This window comes from Escherichia sp. E.sYA108 (genome assembly GCF_011754335.1).
In the GTDB taxonomy this organism is placed as follows: Bacteria; Pseudomonadota; Gammaproteobacteria; order Enterobacterales; family Enterobacteriaceae; genus Escherichia; species Escherichia coli.
On the sequence record NZ_JAAQVZ010000001.1, the window covers coordinates 1346848 to 1365739 of the forward strand.

Sequence of the window (18892 nt, forward strand, 5' to 3'; positions counted from 1 at the left end):
GAATTTTACCGAGGAACCTGAAGATGTCTGCTTCGTCATTACCATTGCCGCAGGGCAAGAGCGTCTCGCTCAAACAATTTGTCAGTCGCCATATTAATGAGATCGGTTTGCTGGTGGTGATTGCCATTCTTTATCTGGTCTTCTCCCTGAATGCGCCTGGCTTTATCTCATTGAATAACCAGATGAACGTGCTGCGCGATGCCGCCACCATTGGGATCGCCGCCTGGGCGATGACGCTGATTATTATCTCCGGTGAAATTGATGTCAGCGTTGGGCCGATGGTGGCTTTTGTTTCAGTGTGCCTGGCGTTTTTGCTGCAATTTGACGTTCCGCTGGCGATTGCTTGTCTGCTGGTGTTGCTGTTAGGTGCGCTGATGGGAACGCTCGCCGGGGTGCTGCGCGGCGTGTTTAGCGTGCCAAGTTTTGTTGCCACGCTGGGTTTATGGAGCGCCCTGCGCGGAATGGGGCTGTTTATGACGAACGCCTTGCCAGTGCCAATTAACGAAAACGAAGTGCTGGATTGGCTGGGCGGACAATTTCTCGGTGTGCCGGTATCCGCGCTGATCATGATGGTGTTATTTGCGCTGTTTGTGTTCATTAGCCGCAAAACTGCCTTCGGGCGCTCGGTTTTTGCTGTTGGCGGTAATGCCACTGCAGCGCAGTTGTGCGGTATTAACGTTCGTCGGGTACGCATTCTTATTTTTACCCTTTCGGGATTATTAGCGGCGGTGACCGGCATTTTGTTGGCGGCCCGCCTCGGTTCCGGTAACGCAGGTGCCGCAAACGGTCTGGAGTTTGACGTCATCGCCGCGGTCGTGGTCGGCGGTACGGCGCTTTCCGGCGGTCGCGGCTCGTTGTTCGGTACGCTGCTTGGCGTACTGGTGATTACGCTAATCGGTAACGGTCTGGTGCTGCTCGGGATTAACTCCTTTTTCCAGCAGGTGGTGCGCGGCGTCATCATCGTGGTGGCGGTGCTGGCGAATATCTTGCTGACCCAGCGTAGCAGTAAAGCGAAACGCTAAACCTTAACGCCCCTGGCGCGGGTGCGGCAGGGATGAAAATTAATCGTATTGTTAATGAGGGATTTATGAAAACGATGCTGGCAGCTTATTTACCAGGAAATTCGACCGTCGATCTGCGGGAAGTTGCGGTGCCGACGCCGGGGATTAACCAGGTACTGATCAAAATGAAATCCTCCGGGATTTGCGGAAGCGATGTCCACTATATCTACCACCAGCACTGCGCTACGGCGGCGGCACCCGATAAACCGTTATACCAGGGATTTATCAACGGTCATGAACCGTGCGGGCAGATTGTGGCGATGGGGCAAGGCTGTCGCCATTTTAAAGAGGGCGACCGCGTGCTGGTGTATCACATTTCTGGCTGTGGTTTTTGCCCGAACTGCCGTCGCGGTTTTCCTATTTCTTGTACTGGCGAAGGAAAAGCGGCTTACGGCTGGCAGCGTGACGGCGGTCATGCCGAATACCTACTGGCGGAAGAAAAAGATCTGATCCTCCTGCCAGACGCGCTGAGTTACGAAGATGGCGCGTTTATCAGTTGCGGTGTTGGTACGGCGTATGAAGGGATTTTGCGCGGCGAGGTTTCCGGTAGCGATAACGTGGTGGTGGTTGGTCTGGGGCCGGTCGGCATGATGGCGATGATGCTGGCGAAAGGTCGCGGTGCAAAACGGATCATCGGCGTTGATATGTTGCCGGAACGTCTGGCGATGGCGAAACAGTTAGGAGTGATGGATCACGGCTATTTAGCGACCACCGAAGGTATGCCGCAGATAATCGCCGAACTCACTCACGGCGGCGCGGATGTTGCGCTTGATTGTTCCGGTAATGCCGCAGGTCGCTTACTGGCACTGCAATCCACCGCTGACTGGGGACGCGTGGTTTACATTGGTGAAACCGGAAAAGTCGAGTTCGAGGTTAGCGCCGACCTGATGCACCATCAACGGCGGATTATCGGCTCCTGGGTGACCAGTCTGTTCCATATGGAAAAATGCGCCCACGATTTAACGGACTGGAAACTGTGGCCGCGTAACGCCATTACCCACCGCTTCTCGCTGGAACAGGCGGGAGATGCTTATGCACTGATGGCAAGCGGCAAATGCGGGAAAGTTGTGATTAATTTCCCGGATTAAGGAGTCTGCGGATGACCATCTATACCCTATCTCACGGGCTGCTAAAGCTGGACGTTTCTGATCAGGGCGGCGTAATCGAAGGCTTCTGGCGCGATACGACGCCGCTGCTACGTCCTGGTAAAAAAAGCGGTGTGGCAACCGATGCCTCTTGTTTTCCGCTGGTACCATTTGCAAACCGGGTGAGCGGCAACCGTTTTGTCTGGCAGGGGCGTGAGTATCAACTGCAACCGAATGTTGAGTGGGATGCGCACTATCTACACGGCGATGGCTGGTTGGGCGAGTGGCAATGTGTCTCGCGCAGCGATGATAGCTTGTGTCTGGTGTATGAACATCTCAGCGGTGTTTATCACTATCGGGTAAGCCAGGCATTTCATTTAACGGCGGATACGCTGACGGTGACGCTCGCTGTCACCAATCAAGGGGCAGAGACGCTGCCATTTGGTACCGGCTGGCATCCTTATTTTCCGTTGTCGCCGCAAACGCGGGTTCAGGCACAGGCGAGCGGTTACTGGCTGGAGCGAGAGCAGTGGCTGGCGGGTGAGTTTTGCGAGCAGCTACCGCAGGAACTGGATTTTAACCAGCTCACGCCGTTGCCGCACCAGTGGGTAAACAATGGTTTTGCCGGATGGAATGGTCAGGCCCGCATCGAGCAGCCGCAGGAGGGTTATGCCATCATCATGGAAACGACGCCACCTGCACCGTGTTATTTCATCTTTGTTTCAGACCCTGCGTTTGATAAAGGATATGCGTTTGATTTCTTCTGTCTGGAACCGATGAGTCATGCGCCGGATGACCATCATCGTCCGGAAGGTGGTGACCTCATTGCGCTTGCACCAGGGGAATCAACAATTTCAGAGATGTCGTTGCGGGTTGCGTTGCTGTAATTTATAAAATGCCGGATGCACAGGCCTACGGGGTAATTTCGATTTTGTAGCACTCGGTGCACGATGCCTGATGCGACGCTTGCTGCGTCTTATCAGGCCTACAATCGGTGTTGGAGCGGTAGGCCGGATAAGGCGTTTACGCCGCATCCGGCATCTTTCCTAACGCCGATCGAGAGAAATCGCCCCCGGCCCGGTAATTGCCAACAGCAGGAATGCGCCAGCGATACTGACATTCTTCCAGAAATTAATCATATTTGGCCCAACCGCATCGCCGGTCATATCCCAGTAATGGTGGCCAATCACCGCCGTACCCAGCGTGTAGAAAATAAACAGCACCGCCAGCGGACGGGTGAAAAAGCCAAGCACGATTAATATCGCGGCGGGCACTTCCATAACTACCGCAATAATCGCTGCCAGCATCGGCATTGGCGCGCCCAGCGAGGCCATATATTGGACCGTACCGCCAAAGCCCATCATTTTGGGAAAACCAAAAATAATGAAAATTAAGACCACGGCGATACGGGCAATTAATAATAAAACGGGGCGGGCAGTGCCAAAATCAAAATAACGTAGTGAGTTCATAACCAATCCCTTTGCAAGATGATGTGATTTAAACGTAATACACACTCTGGTACCTCGCCACGCCCAGGCGTTGAGATATTCGTTTCTGGTATAACGGCATAACGCAGATGGCTGACAATGTGCTTATTGTTTCCTGCCGGATGCGACATGCACGCCTTATCCGTCTCACATGAGTTTGTCAGTTCAATAAATTGCGATTTTCACCTGTTTCATCGTTCTTTTTTACATGTTGTGTTGTGGGCCGCTCTTTTTTGTCATTTCCTGATATGCAGGATAACCGTCAGGAAGCAGGCTCGAATATTCTTATTTTTCAACTTGCACCAACATTCGATTAACCTCAGACTAACGCCTCCTGACGGGAGGGACTCATGGTTTTGCAATCCACGCGCTGGTTGGCGCTCGGCTATTTCACATACTTTTTTAGTTACGGCATTTTTCTACCTTTCTGGAGCGTCTGGCTTAAAGGGATTGGTTTAACGCCAGAAACCATCGGCCTGTTATTGGGGGCGGGTCTGGTTGCCCGTTTCCTCGGGAGTTTGCTCATCGCGCCCCGCGTCAGCGATCCTTCCCGCCTGATTTCCGCCTTGCGCGTGCTGGCACTGCTGACACTTCTCTTTGCTGTCGCCTTCTGGGCGGGGGCGCACGTAGCGTGGCTGATGCTGGTGATGATTGGCTTTAACCTCTTTTTCTCACCGCTGGTACCGTTGACCGATGCACTGGCGAATACGTGGCAAAAGCAGTTCCCGCTTGATTACGGCAAAGTGAGACTGTGGGGCTCGGTGGCGTTTGTCATTGGCTCGGCGCTGACGGGCAAACTGGTCAGTATGTTTGATTATCGGGTGATCCTCGCGCTGTTGACGTTGGGCGTGGCATCCATGCTGCTCGGCTTTCTCATCCGTCCGACGATTCAGCCACAAGGGGCAAGCCGCCAGCAGGAGAGCACCGGCTGGTCTGCGTGGTTGGCGTTGGTTCGCCAGAACTGGCGTTTTCTGGCCTGCGTTTGTTTATTGCAGGGGGCACATGCGGCCTATTACGGTTTTAGCGCCATTTACTGGCAGGCAGCTGGCTACTCGGCCTCGGCGGTGGGGTATTTGTGGTCGCTGGGCGTGGTGGCGGAAGTCATTATCTTTGCGCTGAGTAATAAACTTTTCCGCCGTTGTAGTGCACGCGATATGCTGTTGATCTCGGCGATTTGCGGCGTAGTGCGCTGGGGCATTATGGGAGCAACTACGGCGTTGCCGTGGTTGATAGTGGTGCAAATTCTGCATTGCGGTACCTTCACGGTCTGCCACCTGGCTGCCATGCGCTATATTGCTGCTCGCCAGGGTAGCGAAGTCATCCGTTTACAGGCGGTTTACTCTGCCGTCGCGATGGGCGGCAGTATCGCCATCATGACCGTTTTCGCCGGTTTCCTGTATCAATATCTCGGCCACGGCGTGTTCTGGGTGGTGGCGCTGGTGGCGCTTCCGGCAATGTTTTTGCGCCCGAAAGTTGTTCCCTCATGCTGATTCGAGCATTTTGCGGATCTGCTCCTGTTGATGTGTTGTCAGCGTCAGGTCCGTATAGATCAGCGGTGGTGAAAAGAGCGGTAACGGCATGGTATAAGGAGCAATAATCAGTGCCGCGCCGCGCGGAGCGCCTGTCTGCAAAAATACCTTTACCGACATATGTTTAATGTTGAGCGGCAGTAACGTTAGTTCGCGTAGCTGCTGCTCAATCTGCGCTTCTCGCTCGCTATCATTCCCGGTCAGTAGAATAATCTGTTTCTCATGCAGGTCGTTTTCCTGCATTAGCCAGGCACCAAAAATCACCGCGACCAGACCGCTTTCCTCATCAGAAAGATGGACGCCGTATTCACTTTCAAATCCAGCCAGCGCCGCGCGGGTGGTGCGCACCAGGCGTGGATACAGGCGGGCGAACTCTTCCGGCAGGGTGTTATCAATACCGATGGCAAACAAACTGCGATTTAACGCCTGGGCGAGGTGGGTATAAAGCTGATCGCATAACCCCTGTTCATCATAAAAACGAACATTTCCCAGCTCACGAAAGTGGTTTACCAGACGTTTGATAGACTTACGCAGTTGCCTGTCCCGCTGATGCGCATCCCGCAGTGGATCGGGAACCCGCAACATGGAAAAAAGTAATGCCATAAACAGTGGCTCATCAGGCGGTACAGGCTGGAGCGCCCGACGCTGCCAGTGGCGTCCAATTTCCTGCGCTACCTGAAATTCAAGGCAGGATTCCGCCCAGCGACGTTGGAGCGGATTAAACTGAGGCGTAATTCCAGCGTGGTGTTGCAACAAACAATATTGCAGATACAGACACAGGAAATGAATATCGCGCGTTTCAAAGCGTTTTTGCAGCCGTCGGGAGCAGAGATTCACTAACGCTTGTAGATTGGTATCGTCGTAAAAGTTACGCGCAATTCCGCGCCGCTTCAGTTCACTCTTCAGGGCGGGGGTGAAATGGCTGGTAATAAATGACGGACACAGACGGAAACCACGTCGTAGCCAGTGAAATAAACACAAACGTTGGTTAAGCACTGTACCTTCAACCCGGTAGCTACCGTCATAACCAGTAGTCAGTGTGAGTTGATGATAGCGCAGGATCTCCCGTCCTGTTTCGCTGATATCAAGACTGGCAATATCATCATCCACACCATTAAGCTCGCTGAAAGTTGCCGTGGTGGCGGTCAACCCCGGCTGAAAGAGCGTCAGCAAGATCTGGCAGCGGCGCTGGGGAGCCGAAAGGACAGATGGTGGAGCAAGCGTAGGCATCATCTGTAGATCTCCCATAAGCATAATTGATAAGAATAGCTAAAGTTTGCTCAGGGAAATGGCGAAGGGAATGCTAATCATCAGAAATGTTGGCAAGCGTCACAGAATTTTTCTCATCTTAAACTGTTCTGACCAGTGGATTAGCATGTCTTAAGGTGGTTTTGTGAATGATTATCGTGCTAGCGATCATGGGTTAGTTCTGCGGATTCAATGCGCTAAGGATAAAATCCACCATCTGTTCGCGATAAACATCGCCGTGACGATCGGAAAAAGCATCAATGTGTTCGCCATCCGGGATTAGGATCAACCGTTTTGGTTCTTTTGCCAGGCTATACAACTTTTCACTGTGCTGCCATGGGATAACGTGATCAGCTTTACCGTGAATGAGTAAAAGCGGGATCGGGCTGACGCTGGCGATGTAATTTTCACCGCTGTAACTCTCATCAAGTAAGTAGCCACTGCCGGGGAGCATCTGGTTGGCGATGGTCGCATAAGAGGCAAAGGTGGAGTCGAGGATCACTGCACGTATGCCTTCACGATCACCCTGACCAATAACATCCAGAATATTCGCCCCGCCAATACTCTGCCCGAACAGCACCAGCCGTTGTGGGTTTACATCACTGCGATGGCGCACCACATTGATGGCACTTTGCGTATCGTCCAGCAATCCGGCTTGGGACAGCGTGCCTTTTGATTTACCAAACCCGCGATAATCAAACATAAAAACGTTGAAATTACGCTCGGGTAACCAACTGACCAGCGGCCAGTGGGCGGACATATTTCCGGCATTGCCGTGAGCATGAATGATGGTTGCGATGGCGTTGTCAGCAGGGCCCGTCGAAGAAGGAATAAACCAGCCTTGCAGACGAGTACCGTCCTTAGCCGTAAATTCGACGGATTCCGCCGACCAGGGGTCGGGACCGTATATTTTATCGTCAGGATAATAGAAGAAGTTGATGGCGACGCGCGGCACTAAATAAACGCAGAAGGCAACAACAAAGAGAATAAACAGAATTTTGAGAACGCGTTTGTTCACTGGCAGCGCCATAATCTTTCCTTGCGACTTCTTTATCATCCATTAATCGGGGAAAGATGGTGGGAGAGTGACGAAAGAAAGTAAAGCGGTGAGGAAGTATTTCGGAATAGCGCCTGAAAGGCGAGGGCGGGTGAGTGATATCACCCGCCTGAGTCATTAACGCTTCAGAGCGTCGCTTAACTCGTCACGCATGTTCGCCAGCATGGCTTTAACAACGCGCGGGTTACCAGCAACGATGTTACCGGTCAGCATATAGTTATGACCACCGGTGAAGTCGCTGACGATGCCGCCCGCTTCACGAACCAGCAGCTCGCCTGCCGCGAAATCCCACGGGCGCAGACCGATTTCAAAGAAACCGTCAACGCGACCCGCAGCGACGTAAGCCAGATCCAGCGCCGCAGAACCGGTACGACGGAAGTCTGCACATTCGTTGAACAGTTTGCCGACGATGTTGATGTAGGTAGTGGCGTACTGTTTTGCTTTGAACGGGAAGCCGGTCGCCAGAATAGTACCGTCGAGATCGCGAGCGGTGCTGCCGCGCAGACGGTAGCCGTTCAGCTGTGCGCCCTGACCGCGAGTGGCGGTGAACAGTTCGTTACGCATAGGATCGTATACCACAGCAACTTCGGTGCGGCCTTTGATACGAACGGCGATAGATACCGCGAAGTGCGGCAGACGTTTGATAAAGTTGGTAGTGCCATCCAGTGGATCGATAACCCATTGAACATCCTGATCGGTACCTTCAAGTTCACCGCTTTCTTCGGTGATGATGGTGTGCTGTGGGTAAGATTTACGAATCGTGTCGATAATCACCGCTTCGGCAGCTTTATCTACGTTGGTCACGAAATCGTTACTGCCTTTCTGGCTCGCTTCTACAGCGTCCGGGGTTTCATAGTTTTTGGCAATTAAATTACCCGCCTTGCGCGCTGCGCGCACGGCGATGTTCAGCATCGGATGCATCGGTCTCTCTCACTGGATGTTAAAGAACGGGAAAACGGCGCAGAGTATAGCAGCGAGATCGGCATCTGTCTTCGTTTTATGATAAGATGCGTGAATAATCTTTAGATGAAGAAAGACAATGCTGCAAAATATTCGAATTGTGCTGGTGGAGACGTCACACACCGGCAATATGGGTTCTGTTGCCCGTGCCATGAAAACAATGGGATTAACCAATCTGTGGCTGGTTAATCCACTAGTGAAACCTGACTCCCAGGCGATTGCCCTGGCAGCAGGGGCCAGCGATGTGATTGGTAATGCTCACATCGTCGATACGCTCGACGAAGCGTTAGCCGGTTGTAGTCTGGTGGTGGGCACCAGCGCTCGCTCCCGCACGCTGCCGTGGCCGATGCTCGACCCGCGCGAATGCGGTCTGAAAAGCGTCGCTGAAGCGGCAAATACCCCGGTGGCGCTGGTTTTTGGTCGTGAGCGTGTTGGCTTGACCAATGAAGAGTTGCAGAAATGCCATTATCATGTCGCGATTGCCGCGAACCCGGAATACAGCTCGCTGAACCTGGCGATGGCGGTTCAGGTTATTGCCTATGAAGTGCGTATGGCCTGGCTGGCAACTCAGGAAAATGGCGAGCAGGTCGAGCATGAAGAGACACCGTATCCGCTGGTCGATGATCTGGAGCGTTTTTATGGTCATCTGGAGCAAACGCTGCTGGCAACCGGTTTTATCCGTGAAAACCATCCGGGGCAGGTGATGAATAAATTGCGCCGTCTGTTTACCCGTGCACGCCCGGAAAGCCAGGAATTGAATATCCTGCGCGGGATTCTGGCTTCTATTGAGCAGCAGAATAAAGGTAACAAGGCCGAATAACAGTGGTTGCCTGATGCGATGCTTAACGCGTCTTATCAGGCCTGTAAGTGCACGGAATCTCAGGTTGGATAAGGTGTTCACACCGCATCCGACAACAGGTACAAACGCCACGATAAAAAAATGGCACTGAAGGTTAAATACCCGACTAAATCAGTCAAGTAAATAGTTGACCAATTTACTCGGGAATGTCAGACTTGACCCTGCTATGCAATACCCCCACTTTTACAATAAAAAACCCCGGGCAGGGGCGAGTTTGAGGTGAAGTAAGACATGAGACTGACATCTAAAGGGCGCTATGCCGTGACCGCAATGCTTGACGTTGCGCTCAACTCTGAAGCGGGCCCGGTACCGTTGGCTGATATTTCCGAACGTCAGGGAATTTCCCTTTCTTATCTGGAACAACTGTTTTCCCGTCTGCGTAAAAATGGTCTGGTTTCCAGCGTACGTGGACCAGGCGGTGGTTATCTGTTAGGCAAAGATGCCAGCAGCATCGCCGTTGGCGAAGTGATTAGCGCCGTTGACGAATCTGTAGATGCCACCCGTTGTCAGGGTAAAGGCGGCTGCCAGGGCGGGGATAAATGCCTGACCCACGCGCTGTGGCGTGATTTGAGCGACCGCCTTACCGGTTTTCTCAACAACATTACTTTAGGCGAACTGGTTAATAACCAGGAAGTGCTGGATGTGTCTGGTCGTCAGCATACTCACGACGCGCCACGCACCCGCACACAAGACGCGATCGACGTTAAGTTACGCGCTTAATAAAAAGAATTCAGAATCAGGCCGGAGTGTTTAGCGCTCCGTAAACACGGTCGTACATCCAGCCGGTAGCCTGGTTCCTTGCATTGAGTGATGTACGGAGTTTATAGAGCAATGAAATTACCGATTTATCTCGACTACTCCGCAACCACGCCGGTGGACCCGCGTGTTGCCGAGAAAATGATGCAGTTTATGACGATGGACGGAACCTTTGGTAACCCGGCCTCCCGTTCTCACCGTTTCGGCTGGCAGGCTGAAGAAGCGGTAGATATCGCCCGTAATCAGATTGCCGATCTGGTCGGCGCTGACCCGCGTGAAATCGTCTTTACCTCTGGTGCAACCGAATCTGACAACCTGGCGATCAAAGGTGCAGCCAACTTTTATCAGAAAAAAGGCAAGCACATCATCACCAGTAAAACCGAACATAAAGCGGTACTGGATACCTGCCGTCAGCTGGAGCGCGAAGGTTTTGAAGTCACTTACCTGGCACCGCAGCGTAACGGCATTATCGACCTGAAAGAACTGGAAGCAGCGATGCGTGACGACACCATCCTCGTTTCCATCATGCACGTAAATAACGAAATCGGCGTAGTGCAGGATATCGCAGCTATCGGCGAAATGTGCCGTGCTCGTGGCATTATCTATCACGTTGATGCAACCCAGAGCGTGGGCAAACTGCCTATCGATCTGAGCCAGTTGAAAGTTGACCTGATGTCTTTCTCCGGTCACAAAATCTATGGCCCGAAAGGTATTGGTGCGCTGTATGTGCGTCGTAAACCGCGCGTACGCATCGAAGCGCAAATGCACGGCGGCGGTCACGAGCGCGGTATGCGTTCCGGTACTCTGCCTGTTCACCAGATCGTCGGTATGGGCGAAGCCTATCGCATCGCAAAAGAAGAGATGGCGACCGAGATGGAACGTCTGCGCGGCCTGCGTAACCGTCTGTGGAACGGCATCAAAGATATCGAAGAAGTTTACTTGAACGGTGACCTGGAACACGGTGCGCCGAACATTCTCAACGTCAGCTTCAACTACGTTGAAGGTGAGTCGCTGATTATGGCGCTGAAAGACCTCGCGGTTTCTTCCGGTTCCGCCTGTACGTCAGCAAGCCTCGAACCGTCCTACGTGCTGCGCGCGCTGGGGCTGAACGACGAGCTGGCACATAGCTCTATCCGTTTCTCTTTAGGTCGTTTTACTACTGAAGAAGAGATCGACTACACCATCGAGTTAGTTCGTAAATCCATCGGTCGTCTGCGTGACCTTTCTCCGCTGTGGGAAATGTACAAGCAGGGCGTGGATCTGAACAGCATCGAATGGGCTCATCATTAATCGGTATCGGAATCAGGAGAATTTATAATGGCTTACAGCGAAAAAGTTATCGACCATTACGAGAATCCGCGTAACGTGGGTTCCTTTGACAACAACGACGAGAACGTCGGCAGCGGCATGGTGGGTGCGCCGGCCTGTGGCGACGTGATGAAGTTGCAGATTAAAGTCAACGATGAAGGTATCATTGAAGACGCGCGTTTTAAAACTTACGGCTGCGGTTCTGCTATCGCTTCCAGCTCCCTGGTCACCGAATGGGTGAAAGGGAAGTCTCTCGACGAAGCGCAGGCTATCAAAAACACCGATATTGCTGAAGAACTTGAACTGCCGCCGGTGAAAATTCACTGTTCTATTCTGGCAGAAGACGCGATCAAAGCCGCCATTGCGGACTATAAAAGCAAACGTGAAGCAAAATAAGAGTTGAGGTTTGGTTATGTCGATTACACTGAGCGACAGTGCAGCAGCGCGAGTAAATACCTTTCTGGCTAACCGCGGCAAAGGGTTTGGCCTGCGTCTGGGCGTGAGAACCTCCGGATGTTCAGGTATGGCTTATGTACTGGAATTTGTTGACGAACCGACGCCGGAAGACATCGTGTTTGAAGACAAAGGCGTGAAAGTCGTGGTCGATGGCAAAAGCCTGCAATTTCTGGACGGTACGCAGCTGGACTTCGTCAAAGAAGGCCTTAACGAAGGGTTTAAATTCACCAACCCGAACGTCAAAGATGAGTGTGGTTGCGGCGAAAGCTTCCACGTTTGATGCGCATACCGATAACCCCACCGTGGTCGCCTGCGCGTGGGGTTTGTTTTACCTGATTCGCCGTTATCGCGGCGGATCGCAGCCCTGAGAATGTTATGGATTACTTCACCCTCTTTGGCTTGCCTGCCCGTTATCAACTCGATACCCAGGCGCTGAGCCTGCGTTTTCAGGATCTACAACGTCAGTATCATCCTGATAAATTCGCCAGCGGAAGCCAGGCGGAACAACTCGCCGCCGTACAGCAATCCGCGACCATTAACCAGGCCTGGCAAACGCTGCGTCATCCGTTAATGCGCGCGGAATATTTGCTTTCTTTGCACGGTTTTGATCTCGCCAGCGAGCAGCATACTGTGCGCGACACCGCGTTCCTGATGGAACAGCTGGAACTGCGCGAAGAACTGGACGAGATCGAACAGGCGAAAGATGAAGCGCGGCTGGAAAGCTTTATCAAACGTGTGAAAAAGATGTTTGATACCCGCCATCAGTTGATGGTTGAACAGTTAGACAACGAGACGTGGGACGCGGCGGCGGATACCGTGCGTAAGCTGCGTTTTCTCGATAAACTGCGGAGCAGTGCCGAACAACTCGAAGAAAAACTGCTCGATTTTTAATTTCTGGAAGCTAAACATGGCCTTATTACAAATTAGTGAACCTGGTTTGAGTGCTGCGCCGCATCAGCGTCGCCTGGCGGCCGGTATTGACCTGGGCACAACCAACTCGCTGGTGGCAACAGTGCGCAGCGGTCAGGCCGAAACGTTAGCTGACCATGAAGGCCGTCACCTGCTGCCATCTGTTGTTCACTATCAACAGCAAGGGCATTCGGTGGGTTATGACGCGCGTACTAACGCAGCGCTCGACACCGCCAACACCATTAGTTCTGTTAAACGCCTGATGGGGCGCTCGCTGGCTGATATCCAGCAACGCTATCCGCATCTGCCTTATCAATTCCAGGCCAGCGAAAATGGCCTGCCGATGATTGAAACGGCGGCGGGGCTGCTGAACCCGGTGCGCGTTTCTGCGGACATCCTCAAAGCACTGGCGGCGCGGGCAACTGAAGCCCTGGCAGGCGAGCTGGATGGTGTCGTTATCACCGTTCCAGCGTACTTTGACGATGCCCAGCGTCAGGGCACCAAAGACGCGGCGCGTCTGGCGGGGCTGCATGTTCTGCGCTTACTTAATGAACCGACCGCTGCGGCTATTGCCTACGGGCTGGATTCCGGCCAGGAAGGCGTGATCGCTGTTTATGACCTCGGCGGCGGGACGTTTGATATTTCCATTCTGCGCTTAAGTCGCGGTGTGTTTGAAGTGCTGGCGACCGGCGGTGATTCCGCGCTCGGCGGCGATGATTTCGACCATCTGCTGGCGGATTACATTCGCGAGCAGGCGGGCATTCCTGATCGTAGCGATAACCGCGTTCAGCGTGAACTGCTCGATGCTGCCATTGCGGCCAAAATCGCGCTGAGCGATGCGGACTCCGTGACCGTTAACGTTGCGGGCTGGCAGGGCGAAATCAGCCGTGAACAATTCAATGAACTGATCGCGCCACTGGTAAAACGAACCTTACTGGCTTGTCGTCGCGCGCTGAAAGATGCGGGCGTAGAAGCTGATGAAGTGCTGGAAGTGGTGATGGTGGGCGGTTCTACTCGCGTGCCGCTGGTGCGTGAACGAGTAGGCGAATTTTTCGGTCGTCCACCGCTGACTTCTATCGACCCGGATAAAGTCGTCGCTATTGGCGCGGCGATTCAGGCGGATATTCTGGTGGGTAACAAGCCGGACAGCGAAATGCTGTTGCTGGATGTGATCCCGCTGTCGCTGGGCCTCGAAACGATGGGCGGCCTGGTGGAGAAAGTTATCCCGCGTAATACCACGATTCCGGTGGCCCGCGCCCAGGATTTCACCACCTTTAAAGATGGTCAGACGGCGATGTCTATCCATGTGATGCAGGGTGAGCGCGAACTGGTGCAGGACTGCCGCTCGCTGGCGCGTTTTGCGCTGCGAGGTATTCCGGCGCTACCGGCTGGCGGTGCGCATATTCGCGTGACGTTCCAGGTCGATGCCGACGGTCTTTTGAGCGTGACGGCGATGGAGAAATCCACCGGCGTTGAGGCGTCTATTCAGGTCAAACCGTCTTATGGCCTGACCGATAGCGAAATCGCCTCGATGATCAAAGACTCAATGAGCTATGCCGAGCAGGACGTAAAAGCCCGAATGCTGGCAGAACAAAAAGTAGAAGCGGCGCGTGTGCTGGAAAGTCTGCACGGTGCGCTGGCTGCTGATGCCGCGCTGTTAAGCGCCGCAGAACGTCAGGCTATCGACGATGCTGCCGCTCACCTGAGTGAAGTGGCGCAGGGCGATGATGTTGACGCCATCGAACAAGCGATTAAAAACGTAGACAAACAAACCCAGGATTTCGCCGCTCGCCGCATGGACCAGTCGGTTCGTCGTGCGCTGAAAGGCCATTCCGTGGACGAGGTTTAATATGCCAAAGATTGTTATTTTGCCTCATCAGGATCTCTGCCCTGATGGCGCTGTTCTGGAAGCGAATAGCGGTGAAACCATTCTCGACGTTGCGCTGCGTAACGGTATCGAGATTGAACACGCCTGTGAAAAATCCTGTGCTTGCACCACCTGCCACTGCATCGTTCGTGAAGGTTTTGACTCGCTGCCGGAAAGTACAGAGCAGGAAGACGACATGCTGGACAAAGCCTGGGGACTGGAGCCGGAAAGCCGTTTAAGCTGCCAGGCGCGCGTTACCGACGAAGATTTAGTGGTCGAAATCCCGCGTTACACTATCAACCATGCGCGTGAGCATTAACAGAGGTTAGTATGGGACTTAAGTGGACCGATAGCCGCGAAATTGGCGAAGCACTGTACGATGCGTATCCTGATATTGATCCGAAAACGGTTCGATTCACCGATATGCATCAGTGGATTTGCGCTCTGGAAGATTTCGACGACGACCCGCAGGCATCGAACGAGAAAATCCTCGAAGCGATTTTGTTGGTCTGGCTGGACGAAGCCGAGTGAATGAACGGGCTGCCTGGGGGTAGCCCGTTTTGCTGTTAAACGAATAAGGATAACTAAAATGACAGAAGCGATGAAGATTACCCTCTCTCCCCAACCTGCCGACGCACGTTGGGGAGAAAAAGCGACTTACAGCATTAATAATGATGGCATTACCCTGCATTTGAACGGGGCAGACGATCTGGGGTTGATCCAGCGTGCGGCGCGCAAGATTGACGGTCTGGGCATCAAGCATGTTCAGTTAAGCGGTGAAGGCTGGGATGCGGATCGCTGCTGGGCATTCTGGCAAGGTTACAAAGCCCCGAAAGGCATACGTAAAGTGGAGTGGCCGGATCTGGACGATGCCCAGCGTCAGGAACTGGATAACCGCCTGATGATCATCGACTGGGTGCGTGACACCATCAACGCACCGGCAGAAGAGCTGGGGCCATCGCAACTGGCACAGCGTGCTGTTGATCTGATCAGCAACGTCGCAGGGGATCGTGTGACTTACCGGATCACCAAAGGCGAAGATCTGCGTGAGCAAGGTTATATGGGGCTGCACACGGTCGGGCGCGGTTCAGAACGTTCTCCGGTATTGCTGGCGCTGGATTACAACCCAACTGGCGATAAAGAAGCGCCAGTGTACGCGTGCCTAGTTGGTAAAGGCATCACTTTTGATTCCGGCGGCTACAGCATCAAACAGACCGCGTTTATGGACTCGATGAAGTCGGATATGGGCGGTGCGGCAACGGTTACCGGGGCGCTGGCATTTGCCATTACGCGCGGACTGAACAAGCGCGTGAAGCTGTTCCTCTGTTGTGCGGATAACCTGATCAGCGGCAATGCGTTCAAGCTGGGCGATATCATCACCTATCGCAACGGTAAAAAAGTTGAAGTGATGAACACTGATGCCGAAGGGCGTCTGGTGCTGGCCGATGGCCTGATTGATGCCAGTGCGCAGAAACCGGAACTGATCATTGATGCGGCGACCCTCACCGGGGCGGCGAAAACCGCGCTGGGTAATGATTATCACGCGCTGTTCAGTTTTGACGATGCGCTTGCCGGTCGCTTGTTGGCGAGTGCCGCGCAGGAGAATGAACCGTTCTGGCGTCTGCCGCTGGCGGAGTTCCACCGCAACCAATTGCCGTCTAACTTTGCCGAACTGAACAACACCGGAAGCGCGGCGTATCCGGCAGGCGCGAGCACAGCGGCGGGCTTCCTGTCGCACTTTGTTGAGAACTATCAGCAAGGTTGGCTGCATATCGACTGCTCGGCGACTTACCGTAAAGCGCCGGTTGAACAGTGGTCTGCGGGTGCTACGGGACTTGGTGTGCGCACGATTGCTAATCTGTTAACGGCGTAAACTAATATGCCGGATGCGGCGTAAATGCCTTATCCGGCCTACAAAGTATTGCAAATTCAATATATTGCGGTTCCCTTGTAGGCCTGATAAGCGTAGCGCATCAGGCACTTACGCCCCGAACGTTGAATGAATTATGGTTCTTATGTCCGAAACAAAAAACGAACTTGAAGACCTGCTGGAAAAAGCAGCAACCGAACCGGCGCACCGCCCGGCCTTTTTCCGTACTCTACTGGAATCCACCGTCTGGGTGCCTGGTACGGCGGCGCAGGGCGAGGCAGTAGTTGAAGATAGCGCGCTTGATTTACAGCACTGGGAAAAAGAAGACGGCACCAGCGTCATTCCTTTTTTTACCTCGTTAGAAGCACTTCAACAGGTGGTTGAAGACGAACAGGCATTTGTCGTAATGCCCGTTCGCACATTGTTTGAGATGACCCTTGGCGAAACGCTCTTCCTTAATGCCAAACTGCCAACCGGTAAAGAGTTTATGCCGCGTGAAATCAGTTTGTTGATTGGTGAAGAAGGGAATTCGCTGAGTAGCCAGGAAGTACTGGAAGGCGGTGAATCGCTGATATTATCGGAAGTCGCAGAGCCGCCAGTACAAATGATTGATTCACTCACCACCTTATTTAAAACCATTAAGCCAGTGAAGCGTGCTTTTATTTGTTTAATTAAAGAGAGCGAAGAGGCACAGCCTAATTTACTTATTGGCATTGAAGCCGATGGTGATATCGAAGAAATTATTCAGGCGGCGGGAAGTGTAGCGACCGATACATTACCTGGCGATGAACCAATCGATATTTGTCAGGTGAAAAAAGGGGAAAAAGGAATTAGCCACTTTATTACCGAACATATTGCGCCATTCTATGAACGTCGCTGGGGTGGTTTTTTGCGTGACTTTAAACAGAACCGGATAATCTAAAATATGCCGCCCCAAAGGGCGGCATTCGGGCTTACTTGCTGCTCTGAAGTTTGTTAACCACCAGTAAATTGTTGCCGGAGAAACTCCGGTTATTATTTACCTCGGTTAACAGCGCACCAGAAACAATAAGTACGATACAAAAGCACCGTATCTTCATTGTGCGGTCCATGCGAAGACCGCATCACGACAGCACCACTGGCGATATTGCCGCGATAGCAAGCGCTGTGAAACACCTGCATTTACGGCCATGGAACATCCTTTCCTTAAGCCAGCGCCCGTTTGCGAGACGGCGGAAAGGGCCGGTGTCGATAATACGCTAAATAAACAATGATTACTCTCTTTCGCTTGACAAAAAGAGAGTTACTGGCGAGTATTGCTTTGCTGTGAAGCACCTGCGTTGCTCATGCAACACAAGCCAATCTGCTGGAAAGGCCGCGAACCAGACCAGCAATAAAAAACCGCCAAATTCGGCGGTTTTTTATTGCCTGTTAAAAGCTTATTTCTCTGGCTCAACCGGTAAATCTGCTCGTGCGCCCCATTCACTCCATGCGCCGTCGTACAGTTTCACGTTTGGCACATCCAGCGTCGCGAGTGCCAACAAAACCACGGCTGCTGTTACACCAGAGCCGCAGCTGACGATAATCGGTTTGTCATAGCTGACGCCGCGACCAAAAAATATCGCATCCAGTTCATCGGTCGTTTTTAGTTCGCCTTCGCGCACCAGTTCCGTCCACGGAACGTTCAATGCACCGGGAATATGTCCGCGACGTAAACCTGGGCGAGGTTCATCAACTTCTGCGTTAAAACGTGCAGCCGGGCGGGCATCGATAATTTGCGCCGTATTTTCATGGCTTGCCAATAACACATCGGTTACTTTCACCACGGCTTCAGGATTAAACGCGGCGTTAAACTCTCCTTCCGGCAGCTCTACTGCACCTTCTTCTAATAGCAGATCATCACGCTGCCAGCCTGCAAGTCCACCACCCAGAATCGACACTTTCTCTACACCAAAGGTGCGCAGCATCCACCATGCTCGTGGGGCTGAGAAAAGATTACCTTCGTCATAGACAATCAGGTGCTTATCCTGGTTAACGCCTAATTCACGCATCGCCACAGCGAACGTTTCCGGGCGCGGCAGCATGTGCGGAAGCGGGGAAGTGTGATCAGAAAGCGCTTCGATATCAAAAAACACTGCGCCGGGAATATGTCCATTCAGATACTCCTGAGCAACGTTACGATCTTCCTGTCCAGGCGACGCCATGCGGGCATCGATAATCTGAATTTCCGGGTCATCAATATGTTCGGCGAGCCAGTCGGCTCCTACAAACCATGTCGTGGACATAGGCATCTCCATTTTTGCCGGGGTTAGGCTAAATTGTCGGATGTTTAGTGAAAAGCGACAAGCAAAAGAGGCTGATTTGGCTGTCTGAGCCACAATTCTCACTAAAATTCGGATTGTATGGGCGTGATACTGAATTACATAACGTAAATTCTCACGCATAATAATTATTCGACGTT

21 protein-coding genes are annotated in these 18892 nt (G+C 52.8%); 15 read left to right on the plus strand and 6 right to left on the minus strand.

Annotated features, from left to right (window positions below):
- Positions 1 to 23 precede the first annotated feature (23 nt).
- Genes HBM92_RS06470 through HBM92_RS06480 form a run of 3 tightly spaced genes read left to right on the plus strand, consistent with a single transcriptional unit; the run spans position 24 to position 3033 of the window.
- Positions 24 to 1022, plus strand: coding sequence for an ABC transporter permease (locus tag HBM92_RS06470; RefSeq protein ID WP_001276658.1), 999 nt, complete (start codon positions 24 to 26; stop codon positions 1020 to 1022).
- A 32-nt stretch (positions 1023 to 1054) separates the two neighbouring features.
- Positions 1055 to 2149 (plus strand): zinc-dependent alcohol dehydrogenase family protein, encoded by a 1095-nt coding sequence (locus tag HBM92_RS06475; RefSeq protein ID WP_000700780.1) that lies wholly within the window; start codon positions 1055 to 1057, stop codon positions 2147 to 2149.
- Positions 2150 to 2160: 11 nt separating this feature from the next.
- Entirely contained in the window at positions 2161 to 3033 is an 873-nt protein-coding gene (locus tag HBM92_RS06480) for an aldose 1-epimerase (RefSeq protein WP_000158498.1), read from the plus strand.
- Positions 3034 to 3192: 159 nt separating this feature from the next.
- Here the strand turns inward: HBM92_RS06480 and HBM92_RS06485 are convergent, their stop codons facing one another.
- Positions 3193 to 3615: a DoxX family protein gene (locus HBM92_RS06485; RefSeq protein ID WP_001305234.1), complete on the minus strand. Its 423-nt coding sequence runs from the start codon at positions 3613 to 3615 to the stop codon at positions 3193 to 3195.
- A gap of 368 nt (positions 3616 to 3983) precedes the next feature.
- On the opposite strand from HBM92_RS06485, the gene HBM92_RS06490 reads away from it, so the two are divergent.
- Positions 3984 to 5123, plus strand: a complete 1140-nt coding sequence (locus tag HBM92_RS06490) for a 3-phenylpropionate MFS transporter (protein WP_000244187.1) — start codon at positions 3984 to 3986, stop codon at positions 5121 to 5123.
- On the opposite strand, the gene csiE is transcribed toward HBM92_RS06490, so the two are convergent.
- The 3 genes from csiE to suhB all read right to left on the minus strand — a co-directional run bounded on the left by csiE (position 5115) and on the right by suhB (position 8388).
- On the minus strand, positions 5115 to 6395 hold the full coding sequence (gene csiE, locus HBM92_RS06495; RefSeq protein WP_000983019.1) for a stationary phase inducible protein CsiE: 1281 nt from the start codon (positions 6393 to 6395) through the stop codon (positions 5115 to 5117). The genes HBM92_RS06490 and csiE overlap by 9 nt on opposite strands.
- Positions 6396 to 6585: 190 nt before the next feature.
- Positions 6586 to 7440 carry an alpha/beta hydrolase gene (locus tag HBM92_RS06500; RefSeq protein WP_001443085.1) on the minus strand — a complete coding sequence of 285 codons (855 nt, stop codon included), beginning with the start codon at positions 7438 to 7440 and terminating at the stop codon, positions 6586 to 6588.
- Positions 7441 to 7584: 144 nt separating this feature from the next.
- Entirely contained in the window at positions 7585 to 8388 is an 804-nt protein-coding gene (suhB, locus tag HBM92_RS06505) for an inositol-1-monophosphatase (RefSeq protein ID WP_000553451.1), read from the minus strand.
- Between the two features lie 118 nt (positions 8389 to 8506).
- Here suhB and trmJ point away from each other — a divergent pair, with 118 nt between their 5' ends.
- The 11 genes from trmJ (at position 8507) to sseB (ending at position 17374) form a co-directional block, all read left to right on the plus strand.
- The gene (gene trmJ, locus HBM92_RS06510) at positions 8507 to 9247 is read left to right on the plus strand and encodes a tRNA (cytosine(32)/uridine(32)-2'-O)-methyltransferase TrmJ (protein ID WP_000940019.1); all 741 of its coding nucleotides are present in this window, start codon (positions 8507 to 8509) and stop codon (positions 9245 to 9247) included.
- A gap of 270 nt (positions 9248 to 9517) precedes the next feature.
- Positions 9518 to 10006, plus strand: a complete 489-nt coding sequence (gene iscR / locus HBM92_RS06515) for a Fe-S cluster assembly transcriptional regulator IscR (protein ID WP_001241357.1) — start codon at positions 9518 to 9520, stop codon at positions 10004 to 10006.
- Positions 10007 to 10117: 111 nt separating this feature from the next.
- Positions 10118 to 11332, plus strand: a complete 1215-nt coding sequence (iscS, locus tag HBM92_RS06520) for a cysteine desulfurase (RefSeq protein ID WP_001295373.1) — start codon at positions 10118 to 10120, stop codon at positions 11330 to 11332.
- A 27-nt stretch (positions 11333 to 11359) separates the two neighbouring features.
- Positions 11360 to 11746, plus strand: a complete 387-nt coding sequence (iscU, locus tag HBM92_RS06525; RefSeq protein ID WP_000331707.1) for a Fe-S cluster assembly scaffold IscU — start codon at positions 11360 to 11362, stop codon at positions 11744 to 11746.
- A gap of 16 nt (positions 11747 to 11762) precedes the next feature.
- The gene (iscA, locus tag HBM92_RS06530) at positions 11763 to 12086 is read left to right on the plus strand and encodes an iron-sulfur cluster assembly protein IscA (RefSeq protein WP_000028953.1); all 324 of its coding nucleotides are present in this window, start codon (positions 11763 to 11765) and stop codon (positions 12084 to 12086) included.
- A 95-nt stretch (positions 12087 to 12181) separates the two neighbouring features.
- The gene (gene hscB, locus HBM92_RS06535) at positions 12182 to 12697 is read left to right on the plus strand and encodes a co-chaperone HscB (RefSeq protein ID WP_000384413.1); all 516 of its coding nucleotides are present in this window, start codon (positions 12182 to 12184) and stop codon (positions 12695 to 12697) included.
- A 16-nt stretch (positions 12698 to 12713) separates the two neighbouring features.
- Entirely contained in the window at positions 12714 to 14564 is a 1851-nt protein-coding gene (gene hscA, locus HBM92_RS06540) for a Fe-S protein assembly chaperone HscA (protein ID WP_001196608.1), read from the plus strand.
- Position 14565: 1 nt separating this feature from the next.
- Positions 14566 to 14901 carry an ISC system 2Fe-2S type ferredoxin gene (gene fdx, locus HBM92_RS06545; protein ID WP_001124472.1) on the plus strand — a complete coding sequence of 112 codons (336 nt, stop codon included), beginning with the start codon at positions 14566 to 14568 and terminating at the stop codon, positions 14899 to 14901.
- Between the two features lie 11 nt (positions 14902 to 14912).
- Entirely contained in the window at positions 14913 to 15113 is a 201-nt protein-coding gene (iscX, locus tag HBM92_RS06550) for a Fe-S cluster assembly protein IscX (protein WP_000523612.1), read from the plus strand.
- A gap of 58 nt (positions 15114 to 15171) precedes the next feature.
- On the plus strand, positions 15172 to 16455 hold the full coding sequence (gene pepB / locus HBM92_RS06555; protein ID WP_000133524.1) for an aminopeptidase PepB: 1284 nt from the start codon (positions 15172 to 15174) through the stop codon (positions 16453 to 16455).
- A 142-nt stretch (positions 16456 to 16597) separates the two neighbouring features.
- Positions 16598 to 17374 (plus strand): enhanced serine sensitivity protein SseB, encoded by a 777-nt coding sequence (sseB, locus tag HBM92_RS06560; RefSeq protein ID WP_001537828.1) that lies wholly within the window; start codon positions 16598 to 16600, stop codon positions 17372 to 17374.
- A gap of 31 nt (positions 17375 to 17405) precedes the next feature.
- On the opposite strand, the gene timP is transcribed toward sseB, so the two are convergent.
- Complete coding sequence (gene timP / locus HBM92_RS25255) at positions 17406 to 17531, minus strand: small toxic inner membrane protein TimP (protein ID WP_001704358.1); 126 nt, start codon at positions 17529 to 17531, stop codon at positions 17406 to 17408.
- Between the two features lie 339 nt (positions 17532 to 17870).
- Positions 17871 to 18716 carry a 3-mercaptopyruvate sulfurtransferase gene (gene sseA / locus HBM92_RS06565; protein ID WP_000108624.1) on the minus strand — a complete coding sequence of 282 codons (846 nt, stop codon included), beginning with the start codon at positions 18714 to 18716 and terminating at the stop codon, positions 17871 to 17873.
- Between the last annotated feature and the right edge of the window lie 176 nt (positions 18717 to 18892).

Coding starts and splice junctions, on each gene's coding strand:
- hscB (WP_000384413.1), top strand. CDS start 12,182: ATGGATTACTTCACCCTCTTTGGCTTGCCTGCCCGTTATCAACTCGAT.
- pepB (WP_000133524.1), top strand. CDS start 15,172: ATGACAGAAGCGATGAAGATTACCCTCTCTCCCCAACCTGCCGACGCA.
- trmJ (WP_000940019.1), top strand. CDS start 8,507: ATGCTGCAAAATATTCGAATTGTGCTGGTGGAGACGTCACACACCGGC.
- HBM92_RS06480 (WP_000158498.1), top strand. CDS start 2,161: ATGACCATCTATACCCTATCTCACGGGCTGCTAAAGCTGGACGTTTCT.
- iscR (WP_001241357.1), top strand. CDS start 9,518: ATGAGACTGACATCTAAAGGGCGCTATGCCGTGACCGCAATGCTTGAC.
- HBM92_RS06500 (WP_001443085.1), bottom strand. CDS start 7,440: ATGGCGCTGCCAGTGAACAAACGCGTTCTCAAAATTCTGTTTATTCTC.
- iscX (WP_000523612.1), top strand. CDS start 14,913: ATGGGACTTAAGTGGACCGATAGCCGCGAAATTGGCGAAGCACTGTAC.
- sseA (WP_000108624.1), bottom strand. CDS start 18,716: ATGTCCACGACATGGTTTGTAGGAGCCGACTGGCTCGCCGAACATATT.
- suhB (WP_000553451.1), bottom strand. CDS start 8,388: ATGCATCCGATGCTGAACATCGCCGTGCGCGCAGCGCGCAAGGCGGGT.
- timP (WP_001704358.1), bottom strand. CDS start 17,531: ATGAAGATACGGTGCTTTTGTATCGTACTTATTGTTTCTGGTGCGCTG.
- fdx (WP_001124472.1), top strand. CDS start 14,566: ATGCCAAAGATTGTTATTTTGCCTCATCAGGATCTCTGCCCTGATGGC.
- iscA (WP_000028953.1), top strand. CDS start 11,763: ATGTCGATTACACTGAGCGACAGTGCAGCAGCGCGAGTAAATACCTTT.
- csiE (WP_000983019.1), bottom strand. CDS start 6,395: ATGATGCCTACGCTTGCTCCACCATCTGTCCTTTCGGCTCCCCAGCGC.
- HBM92_RS06485 (WP_001305234.1), bottom strand. CDS start 3,615: ATGAACTCACTACGTTATTTTGATTTTGGCACTGCCCGCCCCGTTTTA.
- iscS (WP_001295373.1), top strand. CDS start 10,118: ATGAAATTACCGATTTATCTCGACTACTCCGCAACCACGCCGGTGGAC.
- HBM92_RS06470 (WP_001276658.1), top strand. CDS start 24: ATGTCTGCTTCGTCATTACCATTGCCGCAGGGCAAGAGCGTCTCGCTC.
- iscU (WP_000331707.1), top strand. CDS start 11,360: ATGGCTTACAGCGAAAAAGTTATCGACCATTACGAGAATCCGCGTAAC.
- sseB (WP_001537828.1), top strand. CDS start 16,598: ATGTCCGAAACAAAAAACGAACTTGAAGACCTGCTGGAAAAAGCAGCA.
- HBM92_RS06490 (WP_000244187.1), top strand. CDS start 3,984: ATGGTTTTGCAATCCACGCGCTGGTTGGCGCTCGGCTATTTCACATAC.
- hscA (WP_001196608.1), top strand. CDS start 12,714: ATGGCCTTATTACAAATTAGTGAACCTGGTTTGAGTGCTGCGCCGCAT.
- HBM92_RS06475 (WP_000700780.1), top strand. CDS start 1,055: ATGAAAATTAATCGTATTGTTAATGAGGGATTTATGAAAACGATGCTG.